We start from the raw sequence: 13587 nt of genomic DNA on the forward strand, positions 1-13587 counted from the left end.
ATAACCAAATAATTATTTAATAATTTCTACTGTATTTCCGTCTTGTAGGTTGATTTGACCTGTAACAATTACAGTTTCTCCGTCATTTAAACCGCTGATAATTTCAACCTTATCTCCTAAAATTCTTCCAGCAACTACTTTTCTCAATTTAGCAACTCCGTTTTCTACAACAAAGATTTCGTTACTACTCACACTACCAACAAATGCATTTCTAGGAACTACTTTTAAGTTTTGTTTTTGGTTTGTTGAACCGAAAGTTGCAGTTCCGTACATACCTGCTTTTAAGTCATTGCTTGCATTGTTTGTAATTTCAATTTCTACAGGGAAATTTAAAGAAGCATCTGCTTTTGCAGCGATAAAAGTAATTTTTCCTGAGAAAGTTTTGTCAGGATAAACGCTTGCTGTAATATTTACTGTACTTCCTAATTTTAAGCTTGCTACTTGAGTTTCGTTTACAGTAACATTCAGTTTTAATTTAGAAACATTTACGATGTCAAATAATGCTGTTGCAGGCATTCCAGCTAAAATAGAACCTGGTTCAATATATTTTTTGTTGATATATCCGTTAATTGGCGCTTTTACTCTTGTATCTCCAACATTGATTTTTGCTTGAGTATAATTAGATTGAGCGTTAGTCAAAGCCAATTTTGCCTGATCTAATTGCTGTTTTGTAACACCGCCAGTTTTAAAAGCGTTTTCATATCTAGCATAATCAGATTTTGCATTTTGGTAAGCTGCTTCAGCTGCCTGAGCATTTACGTTGATAACGTCTCCTCTCACTGTTAAAAGAGTTTGTCCTACTTTTACATAGTCACCTTCTTTTACTAAAACACTAATTACTTTTCCAGATTTTTCAGCAGAGAAAGTCAATTCCTGAATTGGCACAAAGTTTCCATTAGCAGTAAAAGCCAAATTAACATCTTCTGTTTTTACTGTTGCTACTTTTACAGAAACTGCTGCGTTTTTTTCTGCTACAATTGCAGTTTTCGCTTCGTTTTCTGCTTTGTTCTTATTTAAAATGTAGCTCACTCCAAAAAAAGCTACAATTATGATTACGACTGTTATAATTATTTTCTTCATTGTAATAATTTGTTATTTAGTAAGAGATTTAAGTTCGCCTTTTGATTTGATTAGAGATATTTCGGCAATTTTATAATTTAAAACCGCTCTTGTAAAGTTATTTTGAGCTTCAAGTGATGCGTTTTCTGCGTCTAGCAAATCGGTTAAAGATGCTAAACCTTGAAGGTAATTATTTTTGGTATTGCTTAGAATTTCTAACGCTAAACGCATATTCTCTCTCTGATTTTCAATTGTTACAAGATTATTATTAATCTGTGTCATTGCATTTCTATAATCTAAATCAAGAGAAAGTTTAGTGTCTTTAATATCTTCCTGAAGTTCTCTGATTTGAACATCAGCTTGTCTCACTTTTGCACGAGTTCCGAAACCTGTAAAGATTGGCACGTGTAAGTTTAAAGCAATAGCTGAGAAATCTGACCAATACACACCTTTTTCTGGTTTTGCAAACCAAGGCATTTCAGGTCCTTGTCCGATATAATTGTAACCTGCAGATAATGAAAGTGTAGGATAATAACCTGCTTCAACAGCTTTTTTATTGAATACTAAAAGTTCTTCTTGTTTTTTCAAAAGCAAATATTCTGTTCTGTTTTCAATATTTGGCTCTTGTGTTAAAGAAGCTGGCACAACTTCAAATTCTTCTTTTGGCATCACGATTTGAGTTTCGATAGGCATACCCATGTAAAACTTCAATGCATTTTCCTGTAACTCGATTTGATTTTTAACCTGCTGACGATCTGTATCAATGTTAGACAGTTTTACGATAATACGGTCTAAATCAATTTTTTTAGCCAAACCGTTATTAAACTGCCCTTGAACAATATCACGAACTTTTTGTGTATTTACATAGTTGCTATCTAAAAGGATAAGTCTTTCTCTTTGCACATAAACTGAATAATAGTTATTTGCAACTCTCTCAATAACTTGTTCTTCAGTTAACTGATCATTTATTTGATAAAACTCACGAGTCGTTTTTGCTGCTCTTAAACCTGTAAAAACAGACTGATCAAATAATGCCTGAGTCAAAGAAATCCCCGCAGTTGATGTCCATTTTTGGCCAAATGCTGCCTGAATCGTAGTTCCTGGCGCGCCAAATGCAGCTCCATCAATAACTGTTGTCTGAATTACCGGATTATATGTTAAATTCCCGTTTGCACTAATTTGCGGTAAGGCTCTCGAACGTATTTCCTGAATCTGATACTCACTATTTTCTACCTGAAGTTTTGCTTTTTTAGCATCGGCCTTATTTTGAAGCGCATAATTGACCGCGTCTTTCAGGGTTAAAGTGGTTTGTGCGTTGACAGAGAAGCCAATGGTGCACAAAAATATAAGAAGGATTCTTTTCATAAGTAGTTAAATATTTATTTTTAAATTTTGAGATAGTATCGCCATTTTCCGTCCTCGTTCAGAATAATGACGATTGAATATATTTGGATTAATTATTTATTCTTTTTAGCTGTTTTTCTAATTCTTCGACTCCTTTTTCAGTAGCCATTGCACGAGTATGATATTCTAATGCCTCAAGCTCGATTCTTTGTGCTTCGCTTTCAGAAACCGTATTTTCGTTTATATGAAAAACTAGTGTATAGTAAAACTTAACATAAACCTCCACATTCAAATCACTTCTGTAAAGCCCTTCGCGAATTCCTTTTTCGATGTTATCTCTAAAACACTGTGTACACTGATCGATTTCAAAAGAAAGGATATTTTGGTAAATCTCAGGGTAATGTTTTTTTAACTGATAAATTGGAGACGTGTCTGTATTATTTTTAAACATGTCGCGGAACATTTCTCTGATCTCAAAATTCTCATGAATAGCATTATAATTCTTCGCTATAATGGTATCCATAATTTCGTGAACTTGTCTATGAACCATTGAGGTACTTTCTTCAATCAAAACTTCCTTATTGCAGAAATATTTGTAAATCGTTTTTTTTGAAATACACATTTCACCTGCAATATCATCCATCGTAACACTCTTAAAACCAAGCTTCAAAAATAATTCACTTGCTTTTGCTATAATCTTCTCTTTCATTTTAAATTCTCGATTGCATCACAAATATACTTTGGAAACTAAAATTAAAAAAATAGTTTCCTTGTTATTTGTAATAATTTTACATCAAATTATTGATTTGGTAAGATTTATATGCTAAATTCTAAATTTGCTATAAGTTTAATATCTTTACCTAAAGCACCTCCCGAAGCATGGTTGAAAGAACTGTAATCTAAACCAAAGTCCTCACGTTTGATATTTCCTTTGATTTCAAAAGCTACTTTCTTTTCTCCGTTATAAATATTTTCTCCTAGAAATTCAGCGTCTAATTCAACTACTCTAGTAATATCTTTTATAGTTAAATCTCCTTTGAAAAAATTGATGTTCTGATTTACTTTTTGAAACGATGTCGATTTGAAACTGATGATCGGATGTTCATCTTCTTCAAAAAAATCCTGAAGCTGTAAATAAGCATCTATAGATTGGAAACTTTCATTTTTGTTATTGATGTCTAATGAGAATTCGACAGAAGCATCTTCAATTTCATTATCTTCAATATTCACATACCCATCAAATTTATTTGCATCTCCTCCCAAATAAGCAGTTCTTGATCGTCTCATTTTCAATAAAACATCTGACTGGCTAGAATCTAAGGTCCATTTTGTTTTCATAAATACTTGATTTAATTGATTTTACGAATCATTAAAACTTTTCATGGAAACTTTTACAGTGTTCTCGGTTTCCATTTTAATGCTGCAAATATAGACAGGAAACTCCAAATACCAAAAAAGTTTCCGAGTTTTTTAGAATTTTTTTTAACATATTAGAAATGAGAAAGGTTAAAAGCCCTTTTTAATGATCTATACGCTTTTAACATTTCATCTCCAGAAATTAATATTTGAATTGTATCTTTGGGGCTCGAAATCAGAATTCATTATGCAGGATATAAGTCAGTACCAGGATTTTTTCATCAATTATCTACAAAGCCAAAACATACATAAAGAGCCTAAAAATCTTTACGAACCTATAGAATACATTTTAGGACTTGGCGGAAAACGTATCCGTCCCGTTTTAACATTAATGGCCGCAGAAGTTTTTGATACTGAGTACCAGACGGCACTTCCTGCAGCAATGGCAGTTGAAGTTTTTCATAACTTTTCGTTGGTTCATGATGATATTATGGATGATGCGCCTTTGAGAAGAGGGCAAATTACCGTGCACGAAAAATGGGATTTAAATACGGGAATTCTTTCTGGAGATGCCATGCTTATTTTGGCATATCAATATTTTGAACAATACGAACCAAGTGTTTTTAGAAACTTGGCCAAATTATTTAGCAAAACAGCTCTTGAAGTTTGCGAAGGACAGCAATGGGATGTAGATTTTGAGACTCGTAAAGATGTTACGATTCCTCAATACCTTAAAATGATTGAATACAAAACAGCTGTTTTGGTGGCGGCTGCCATGAAAATGGGTGCCATTGTTGCTAAAACTTCTGAAAAAGAAGCTGATTTAATTTATGATTTTGGATTAAATTTAGGTTTGGCTTTCCAACTTCAAGACGATTATCTAGATGCTTTTGGCGACCCAGAAACATTCGGAAAACAGGTTGGAGGAGATATTATAGAAAACAAAAAAACGTATTTATATCTGAAGGCTTTAGAATTTTCTTCTGATGAAAAAGCTTCTGAATTAGAAAAATTATTCACGCTTCAACTGGAAGATAATACAGAAAAAATAGCAACCGCTAAAGCCATTTTCAACGAATCCGGAGCATCAAAAGCCACTCAGGAAGCAATCGAAATGTACACTTTTAAAGCTTTTGAAACATTAGAAAAAATGGAAATAAGCAATGAGAAGAAAAATGTTTTGAGAACTTTCGGAGAAAATTTAATGGGACGTAAAGTTTAAAAACTAGCAATTCAAAAATCAATTTCAATAACAAATTCTACAATCATAAATCAGTAATCTAAAATCTAAAATCATATGTTTGTAGCACCAGCAAATACCGAATCATTATTAGCGCAGGCGCAAGCAGAGACTTTATATCTGAGTCTTATTGAGCAGCTTAATAAAGATTTTAATCTGGCGAATGAAGGAATTGATTTTCCAATGAGCATCTCTCCAGATGAATTAAAAATCCAGCTTCACGAAAAAGTCTATAGAATGATTCAGTATAAATTTGCTGAATATTTAAATCTACTTTATATCATTGACGTTCCAGAAAATGAAATCAAACAACTTGATGGTTCAGATTTAGTCATTTTAGCAGAGCAAGTTGCTTTTTTGATCTTAAAAAGAGAATGGCAGAAGGTTTGGTTTCGAAATTATTACAAATAAGGTTCTGAGGTTCTAAGATGCTAAGGTCCTAAGTTTTTTTCTCATTGGGACGGACGATATTGTGCAATTTCTTTAAATCACTCCAAAGTCCAAATCCTTCAGTTTCTAATTTACTTCCTACAATTTGGAAACGCCCGCATTTAAAACAAATTTTTGCTATTCCTATTGTCTTTTTTTTCTTTTTAAAAATAAAGATATCTCGATATTCAGCAACACAAGCATATGCACTCATCTGTAAAGAGTCTTTTGCACTGAAAACATTTTCAACTTCTTTCTGCTGTCTAATTGTCAGCTTTGATTTTTTGTAACCATATGACAATAATGTTTTTACGAAATCTTTCTTAGGAATACTATTGGGATAATATCCCATAAATAAATCTGAAAATTCTTTGTTTCTTTTTGAAGTCCTATCTTTATCGATAAAATCCAGAACATTTTTAAGAGTGTAATTCACATAATAATGATCAATTTCATCAGAATCAAAAAAAGGGTGAAATTCTTTTTCGACAACCTTTTCATATTTAATATCCTCTTTTTTGGAATTGTTACAACCAAAAAGTATAATTGTAATTACCGCTATTAAAAAATATTTTTTCTTCAAATTTCCACTTTTAAAAATCTTACAACCTCAGTATCTCAGTCCCGATAGCTATCGGGATAGCAACTTTTAGAAATACACTCTCACAAAAGGCATAAATCCAGAGCCGTAAAGACTTTTATTAGGATCATAAAGGACATCGTAACGTGCTCCAATTGTTACATTTTTTGTTCTATAACCTGCTCCTAGATATAAAGCTGTGTTCCAATAAGAATCGGAAAAACCTGGGTGATAATAATTTTCTTCATAATCGGTATCAACCCTAACCTGTTCCAATTCAGCTGATAATTGGATTTCGGGGATTGGATTTACTAAACCTATAAGGCTTCCTCCCCAAACGAAAGATTCGTAATAATTTTTTTGATATAAATAGCCAAATTGAAGACCCGCTCCAACTGCTACAATTTCGTTAACATTGTAAATGGCGCTTGGCATTACCGAGATATTGGTATATCCTGAACCAAATCCGAGACCTAAACCACCTCCAAATTGAACTTTATCCCAAAAATGGTTACTATTGTCAATGACATATTTTTGTTGTGCAATACTATAACTTGAAAATAAGACAGCCAAAATCACAAAAAAATATCTGCAATCGATTGAAAATTGAATTTTATTCATAGTTAACGTTTATTTTAACAAATTTTTACGTAAAAGTACGTAAAAAAAAGATTTAAATAAATGCGATTGTTGTACTTTTGCCTTTCTATATAACAAAAAAGTATATTCACTCATATTATGGATAGGTTTTCATTTTTAAACGCAGCGCATACTGAGTTTTTTGCACAATTATACGATCAATATTTAGTTAACCCAGACAGCGTTGAGCCTAGCTGGAGAAGTTTCTTTCAAGGTTTTGACTTTGGGCAAACGACTTATAATGACGAAAATCCGGTGCAAACGATCGTTGAGTACGTGACTAGCGATAACACAGATTACAGTCAGATTTCTGAAAAACTAAAGAAAGAATTTAACGTTCTTAAATTAATTGACGGATACCGTACGCGCGGGCATTTATTCACGAAAACAAATCCTGTTCGTGATCGTAGAACTTCATCTCCAACTTTGGATATTGAAAACTTCGGATTATCTACAGCAGATCTTTCAACTGTTTTTGACGCTGCTCAAACAATCGGAATGGCGCCTTCTTCATTGCAAGATATCGTAAATCGTCTAAAAACTATTTACTGCCAGCATATCGGTATTGAGTATATGTACATTAGAAATCCTAATGTTGTAAAATGGATTCAGGACAAATTAGCTGTAAATACAAATCAGCCTAATTTCTCTACAGAGGAAAAGAAAATAATCTTAAATAAATTAAACGAAGCCGTTTCTTTTGAGAACTTCCTTCACACTAAATATGTTGGACAAAAACGTTTCTCATTAGAAGGTGGAGAATCTATCATCCCAGCTCTTGACGCTTTAATTGAGCAAGCTGCAGAAAAAGGTGTTGAACAATTCGTAATGGGAATGGCTCACCGTGGTCGTTTGAACGTTTTGGCAAATATCTTCGGAAAATCTACTCAAGATATTTTTGGTGAGTTTGATGGGAAAGACTACGATCAAGAGTATTTTGACGGTGACGTAAAATACCACTTAGGTCTTACGGCAGACAGAAAAACAAGATCTGGAAAAAGCATCAATATCAATTTAGCGCCAAACCCTTCTCACTTAGAAACTGTTGGAGCGGTAATTGAAGGTATCACAAGAGCAAAACAAGAAAGACATTTCCCAGAAAATATTTCAAAAGTATTGCCAATCGCTGTTCACGGTGATGCGGCTATCGCTGGTCAAGGTATTTTGTATGAAATCATTCAGATGTCTTTATTGGACGGATACAAAACTGGCGGAACTATTCATATCGTAATCAACAACCAAGTTGGTTTTACAACAAACTATTTAGATGCTCGTTCATCTACTTACTGTACAGACGTTGCCAAAGTAACGCTTTCTCCAGTATTACACGTAAATGCTGACGATGCAGAAGCTGTTGTTCACGCGGTATCTTTTGCATTAGATTACAGAATGCAGTTTGGACGTGACGTATTTATCGATTTATTAGGATATAGAAAATACGGACACAACGAAGGTGATGAGCCACGTTTTACTCAGCCTGTTTTATACAAAATCATTGCTAAACATAAAAACCCAAGAGACATCTACGCAGAAAAATTACTTTCTGACGGTGTAATCGATGCTTCTTATGTAAATGCTTTAGAAAAACAATACAAATCTCAATTGGAGGAGAATTTAGAAGCTTCTCGTAAAAAAGATTTGACTATCATTACTCCATTCATGAAAAACGAATGGGAAGGTTTTGTTCAGGTTACAGACACGCAAATGCTTCAAAAAGTTGATACTTCTTATCCAAAAGAAAAATTAACTCAAATTGCAAATGCACTTTCTAATTTACCTGAAGACAAAAAATTCATCAGTAAAATTCAAAAATTAATCAACGACAGAAAAACAATGTTCTTCGAAACTAATCTTTTAGATTGGGGTATGGCTGAGCATTTAGCATACGGATCTTTATTGCAAGAAGGTTTTGATGTTCGTATTTCTGGGCAAGACGTAGAAAGAGGTACTTTCTCTCACCGTCACGCTGTAGTTAAAGTTGAAGATTCTGAAGAAGAAGTAATCTTAATCAACAGCTTAGAGGACAAAAAAGGAAACTTTAATGTTTACAACTCTCACTTATCTGAGTACGGAGTTTTAGGTTTTGATTACGGATATGCATTGGCAAGTCCAAAAGCTTTGACAATCTGGGAAGCACAATTTGGAGATTTCTCTAACGGAGCTCAAATTATGATTGACCAATACATTTCTTGCGGTGAAGATAAATGGAACAACCAAAATGGTATTGTTCTTTTATTACCTCACGGATACGAAGGACAAGGTGCTGAGCACTCTTCTGCTAGAATGGAGCGTTACTTACAGCTTTGTGCAAGACATAATATGTATGTTGCAGATTGTACAACGCCTGCTAACTTCTTCCACTTATTAAGAAGACAATTAAAAACAAATTTCCGTAAACCGCTTGTAGTATTTACTCCAAAAAGTTTACTACGTGATCCAAGATGCGTATCTCCAGTAGAAGATTTAGCAAATGGAAGTTTCCAAGAAACTATTGACGATACTACAGTTAACAAAAAAGATGTTAAAACATTAGTTTTCGTTACGGGTAAATTCTACTATGATATTACTGCAGAAAGAGAAAACAACGGAAGAAAAGACGTTGCTGTTGTTCGTATCGAGCAATTATTTCCTTTCCCTGTTGAGCAACTTAAAGAAATCATTGCACAATATCCAAATGCAGATGACTATGTTTGGGCTCAGGAAGAACCTAAAAACATGGGAGCTTACAGCTATATGTTAATGAACTTTGATCTAGTAAAATGGAGATTGGCTTCATTAAAAGCATATTCTGCTCCAGCATCAGGAAGTTATACACGTGCTAAACGCCGTCATGCTGATGCAATTAGAATGGTATTCGATAAAAATTTATTTAGATAATTAAAAAATAATTGTTTCAAGTTTCATGTTCCAAGTTTCAAGTCTAACACCCTGAAACATGAAACATGAAACGATAAAAACCTTAAACAAAAACAAGATGATTTTAGAAATGAAAGTCCCATCACCAGGGGAATCAATAAAAGAAGTTGAAATTGCAACTTGGTTAGTAAAAGACGGAGATTATGTAGAGAAAGATCAGGCTATTGCTGAAGTTGATTCAGATAAAGCTACTCTTGAATTGCCTGCTGAAATGAGCGGTGTAATTACACTAAAAGCTGAAGAAGGTGATACAGTTGCAGTAGGTGCTGTAGTTTGTTTAATTGATACAGATGCTGCTAAACCAGCAGGAAGCGGATCTGCAGCTCCAGCAGCAGAAGCTCCAAAAGCTGAGGCTCCTAAGGCTGAAGTAAAAGCAGAAGCTCCAAAAGCTGAGCCAGTTCAAGCTCCAGCTGCTACAAGCTATGCAGCAGGAACTCCATCTCCAGCAGCAAGAAAAATATTAGACGAGAAAAATATTGCTCCAGCTTCTGTAACAGGAACTGGTAAAGGTGGCAGAATTACTAAAGACGATGCAGTAAATGCAACAGCTGTAGCTTCAATGGGAACTCCAACTGGAGGAAACCGTGGAACTGAGCGTACAAAATTATCTATGTTACGTCGTAAAGTAGCAGAAAGACTAGTTTCAGCTAAAAATGAAACAGCTATGCTTACTACTTTCAACGAAGTAAACATGACTCCAATCAACAATATTCGTAATGAATACAAAGATGCTTTCAAAGCTAAACATGGTGGTTTAGGTTTAGGTTTCATGTCATTCTTTACAAAAGCAGTTACAAGAGCACTTCAATTATATCCAGATGTAAACTCTATGATCGATGGAGATTACAAAGTAGGATACGATTTCTGTGATATCTCTATCGCTGTTTCTGGACCAAAAGGATTAATGGTTCCCGTTGTTCGTAACGCCGAGAATTTAACTTTCCGTGGAATTGAAGCTGAAATCAAAAGATTAGCTTTAAGAGCTCGTGATGGTCAAATTACAGTTGACGATATGACTGGAGGAACTTTCACAATCACTAATGGTGGTGTTTTCGGAAGTATGTTATCTACTCCAATCATCAACCCTCCTCAATCAGGAATCTTAGGAATGCACAATATCATCGAGCGTCCGATTGCTGTAAACGGAAAAGTTGAAATTCACCCAATGATGTATGTGGCTCTTTCTTACGACCACAGAATCATCGACGGACGTGAGTCTGTTGGTTTCTTAGTTGCTGTAAAAGAAGCTTTAGAAAACCCATTAGAATTATTAATGAATGGCGACGCTAAACGTGCTTTAGAATTGTAATTTTTAAATAATTTTCGACAATACAAAAGCCTGTTCTTTCATTAGAACAGGCTTTTTTTGCTTAAAATTAGCTTAAGATTAGCTTAAGATGTTAATTTTTTGAATTATTGAAAATTTTATCCTTTAAAAAATATTTTATTTAGAATAAATAAAAACAACTTGTTTGATTGCTTTCCAGCAATTAAATTTGCACTATCAAAATTAATTCTAAATAAAAATGAAATTAAAATTTACGATTTCGCTCTTAACTTTATGCTTGGCTCTACTTACAGGAACATCTGTTTTGGCACAAGAAAAAGCGACAATAAAAGGTCAGATTAGTTCGGATAGTGGAACAGCAGATAACATATCTGTTGCTTTAAAAGGAACAAAAATCGGAACAAACACAGACACCAAAGGTAACTATGAAATAAAGAACCTAAAACCTGGAACTTATATTATTAGAGTATCAGCAGTTGGATTTACATCTAAAGAAAAAAGCATTACGCTTAATAGCGGAGACGAATTAATTGAAAATTTCAGTATTACCTCAAACTCTGAGCAGTTAAGTGAAATTGTAATTAACGGAAACGGCAGAAAAAACCCTCTTGCTCGTAAAGAAACACAGCAAGTATCAAGATTACCTCTTAAAAATCTTGAAAATCCACAAGTATATACTACAATTACAAGCGAACTTTTAAAAGAGCAAGTAGTTACAAACCTTGATGATGCTCTTAAAAATGCTCCAGGATTAAATCCGTTATGGGCCTCTACAGGTCGTGGAGGTGATGGAGCAGGATATTTCTCTTTAAGAGGATTTGCTGTACAGCCAACAATGATTAATGGATTACCAGGCTTAACAAACGGAAGTTTAGATCCTGCAAACATCGATAAAATTGAAGTAATTAAAGGACCTTCTGGAACTTTATTCGGAAGCAGCCTTATTTCTTATGGTGGCTTAATCAATATGACTACTAAAAAACCTTACGACCGTTTTGGCGGAGAAGTAACATATACAGCTGGAAGCTACGGATTAAACCGCGTGACTGCTGATGTAAATACTCCATTAGACGAAGAACACAAAATTAACTTCCGTCTTAACACAGCTTATCACAGCGAAAACAGCTTTCAAGATGCCGGATATAGAAAATCTTTCTTCTTTGCTCCTTCATTATCTTATGAAGTAAATGACAGACTTTCATTTTTCATCAATACTGAATTCATGAAAAACGAAGCAACAAACCCAACTATGCTTTTCTTGGATAGAGGCGCTGCATTAAGAGTTCACAATATTGACGAATTGGGTTACGACAACAAACGTTCTTACACAAGTAACGAACTTGCAATTCAAACGCCATCTTACAGTCTTCAAGGACAAATGAACTATAAAATCTCTGACCAATGGACTTCTCAAACAGTAGTTTCTAGAGGTTCATCAAAATCTGAAGGATATTATACTTATTTATATGAAGGAACAAGATTTATTCCTGAAATTACTGAAGGAATTGTTTTAGGACGTTCTATGAATTACCAAAACTCTACAACTTTAACAACAGATATTCAACAGAATTTCATTGGAGATTTCAAAATTGGAAGTTTAAGAAATCGCATCGTTGCTGGTTTAGACTACTTCAATAGAGGACAAATCGATAACGGATCAGGCTATGTGGCAAACGGAAGAGTTTATATTGGAAATATGGATTTAGCAACTGTAAACCAATACGTATTCGGCATTACAGATCCAGACAAGTATATTACAACTGGTGACAATGGTAATTTGACAAAAGCTGGTTCAGATAAACTTTTAGCAGAAGCTGCAGCAAATAACAATAAAACAAAACAAGAAGTTTTTAGTGCTTATGTTTCTGATGTTATCAACATTACTCCTTCTCTTTCTGCAATGGGAAGTTTACGTGTAGACCGTTTTATGACAGCTGGAGATGTTACAACAAAAGCAGATGATTACAACCAAACTGCTTTTTCTCCAAAATTTGGTTTAGTGTACCAACCAATTATTGATAAGGTTTCGATTTTTGCAAACTATATGGACGGCTTTGCAAACTCTGCTCCAACAAGTGATATTTTACCCGACGGAAGTTCTAGCCCGAGAACTTTTAAACCAGAACACGCTAATCAATTTGAAATTGGAACAAAATTAAATGTTCTTAAAGACAAAGTATATGCAACATTCAGCTACTATGATATTCAAGTAAAAGATCAAGTGTACACAGTATATGGATCTAACGGTTCTATCAACACTCAAACTTCTTATCAAGACGGAGCTCAAAGAAACAAAGGTTTTGAAGCAGAAATCGTAGCAAGTCCAGTTACTGGTTTAAACATTGTGGCAGGTTATAGCTACGTAGATGCAGTCTTAAATGCTGGAGATCCTTCTTTCGTAGGACGCAGACCAGAAAGCTCTGGACCAAGAAACTCTGCAAACTTCTGGGCAAGCTATAAATTCTTAGAAGGAGATTTACAAGGATTTGGTTTAGGTTTTGGAGGAAATTATGCTGACAAAAACTTAATAATGAACAGAAACGGCGTTGGTCAGTTTACAATACCATCTTACACTGTTTTAAATTCCTCTATTTTCTACGGAACAGAAAAATTCACATTGACTCTTAAACTAGACAACATAGCAAATGTTGATACTTATGATGGATGGTCAACTATTCATCCAAGAAACATGAGAAGTGTTGCGGCAAGTTTCGCTTATAGATTCTAATAAACAAC

Annotated in this window: 11 protein-coding genes; 5 read left to right on the plus strand and 6 right to left on the minus strand. The window is 34.2% G+C overall.

The genetic code is table 11. The features are described from left to right. Positions 1–12: 12 nt before the first annotated feature. From BLP44_RS01965 to BLP44_RS01980, 4 genes are all read right to left on the minus strand, one after another. Positions 13–1080, minus strand: coding sequence for an efflux RND transporter periplasmic adaptor subunit (locus BLP44_RS01965; protein WP_008466154.1), 1068 nt, complete (start codon positions 1078–1080; stop codon positions 13–15). 12 nt (positions 1081–1092) lie between these two features. Beyond that, positions 1093–2424 (minus strand): TolC family protein, encoded by a 1332-nt coding sequence (locus tag BLP44_RS01970; protein WP_091128757.1) that lies wholly within the window; start codon positions 2422–2424, stop codon positions 1093–1095. 88 nt (positions 2425–2512) lie between these two features. After that, entirely contained in the window at positions 2513–3112 is a 600-nt protein-coding gene (locus tag BLP44_RS01975) for a TetR/AcrR family transcriptional regulator (RefSeq protein WP_008466151.1), read from the minus strand. A gap of 107 nt (positions 3113–3219) precedes the next feature. Beyond that, positions 3220–3741 (minus strand): YceI family protein, encoded by a 522-nt coding sequence (locus tag BLP44_RS01980; protein ID WP_008466148.1) that lies wholly within the window; start codon positions 3739–3741, stop codon positions 3220–3222. 265 nt (positions 3742–4006) lie between these two features. Between BLP44_RS01980 and BLP44_RS01985 the strand changes: the two genes are divergently transcribed. Together BLP44_RS01985 and BLP44_RS01990 are read left to right on the plus strand one after the other, a co-directional pair. Further along, positions 4007–4981: a polyprenyl synthetase family protein gene (locus BLP44_RS01985; RefSeq protein WP_008466147.1), complete on the plus strand. Its 975-nt coding sequence runs from the start codon at positions 4007–4009 to the stop codon at positions 4979–4981. 75 nt (positions 4982–5056) lie between these two features. After that, positions 5057–5410 carry a hypothetical protein gene (locus tag BLP44_RS01990; protein WP_091128762.1) on the plus strand — a complete coding sequence of 118 codons (354 nt, stop codon included), beginning with the start codon at positions 5057–5059 and terminating at the stop codon, positions 5408–5410. Positions 5411–5438: 28 nt separating this feature from the next. Here the strand turns inward: BLP44_RS01990 and BLP44_RS01995 are convergent, their stop codons facing one another. Next, positions 5439–6011 (minus strand): hypothetical protein, encoded by a 573-nt coding sequence (locus tag BLP44_RS01995; protein WP_091128765.1) that lies wholly within the window; start codon positions 6009–6011, stop codon positions 5439–5441. Between the two features lie 66 nt (positions 6012–6077). Beyond that, the gene (locus tag BLP44_RS02000; protein WP_066033057.1) at positions 6078–6629 is read right to left on the minus strand and encodes a hypothetical protein; all 552 of its coding nucleotides are present in this window, start codon (positions 6627–6629) and stop codon (positions 6078–6080) included. Between the two features lie 117 nt (positions 6630–6746). Here BLP44_RS02000 and BLP44_RS02005 point away from each other — a divergent pair, with 117 nt between their 5' ends. The 3 genes from BLP44_RS02005 (at position 6747) to BLP44_RS02015 (ending at position 13579) form a co-directional block, all read left to right on the plus strand. After that, complete coding sequence (locus tag BLP44_RS02005) at positions 6747–9524, plus strand: 2-oxoglutarate dehydrogenase E1 component (RefSeq protein ID WP_008466143.1); 2778 nt, start codon at positions 6747–6749, stop codon at positions 9522–9524. 97 nt (positions 9525–9621) lie between these two features. Beyond that, entirely contained in the window at positions 9622–10872 is a 1251-nt protein-coding gene (gene odhB, locus BLP44_RS02010; RefSeq protein ID WP_008466142.1) for a 2-oxoglutarate dehydrogenase complex dihydrolipoyllysine-residue succinyltransferase, read from the plus strand. Positions 10873–11089: 217 nt separating this feature from the next. Continuing rightward, positions 11090–13579, plus strand: a complete 2490-nt coding sequence (locus BLP44_RS02015) for a TonB-dependent receptor (RefSeq protein WP_091128767.1) — start codon at positions 11090–11092, stop codon at positions 13577–13579. Positions 13580–13587 lie beyond the last annotated feature (8 nt).

Origin of the sequence: Flavobacterium anhuiense (assembly GCF_900101855.1) — a bacterium.
Classification (GTDB): Bacteria; Bacteroidota; Bacteroidia; order Flavobacteriales; family Flavobacteriaceae; genus Flavobacterium; species Flavobacterium anhuiense.

Bases quoted from the DNA above. Each gene is read 5' to 3' on its own strand.
- odhB (WP_008466142.1), top strand. From the start codon at position 9,622: ATGATTTTAGAAATGAAAGTCCCATCACCAGGGGAATCAATAAAAGAA.
- BLP44_RS01975 (WP_008466151.1), bottom strand. From the start codon at position 3,112: ATGAAAGAGAAGATTATAGCAAAAGCAAGTGAATTATTTTTGAAGCTT.
- BLP44_RS02005 (WP_008466143.1), top strand. From the start codon at position 6,747: ATGGATAGGTTTTCATTTTTAAACGCAGCGCATACTGAGTTTTTTGCA.
- BLP44_RS02015 (WP_091128767.1), top strand. From the start codon at position 11,090: ATGAAATTAAAATTTACGATTTCGCTCTTAACTTTATGCTTGGCTCTA.
- BLP44_RS01985 (WP_008466147.1), top strand. From the start codon at position 4,007: ATGCAGGATATAAGTCAGTACCAGGATTTTTTCATCAATTATCTACAA.
- BLP44_RS01980 (WP_008466148.1), bottom strand. From the start codon at position 3,741: ATGAAAACAAAATGGACCTTAGATTCTAGCCAGTCAGATGTTTTATTG.
- BLP44_RS01990 (WP_091128762.1), top strand. From the start codon at position 5,057: ATGTTTGTAGCACCAGCAAATACCGAATCATTATTAGCGCAGGCGCAA.
- BLP44_RS01965 (WP_008466154.1), bottom strand. From the start codon at position 1,080: ATGAAGAAAATAATTATAACAGTCGTAATCATAATTGTAGCTTTTTTT.
- BLP44_RS02000 (WP_066033057.1), bottom strand. From the start codon at position 6,629: ATGAATAAAATTCAATTTTCAATCGATTGCAGATATTTTTTTGTGATT.
- BLP44_RS01970 (WP_091128757.1), bottom strand. From the start codon at position 2,424: ATGAAAAGAATCCTTCTTATATTTTTGTGCACCATTGGCTTCTCTGTC.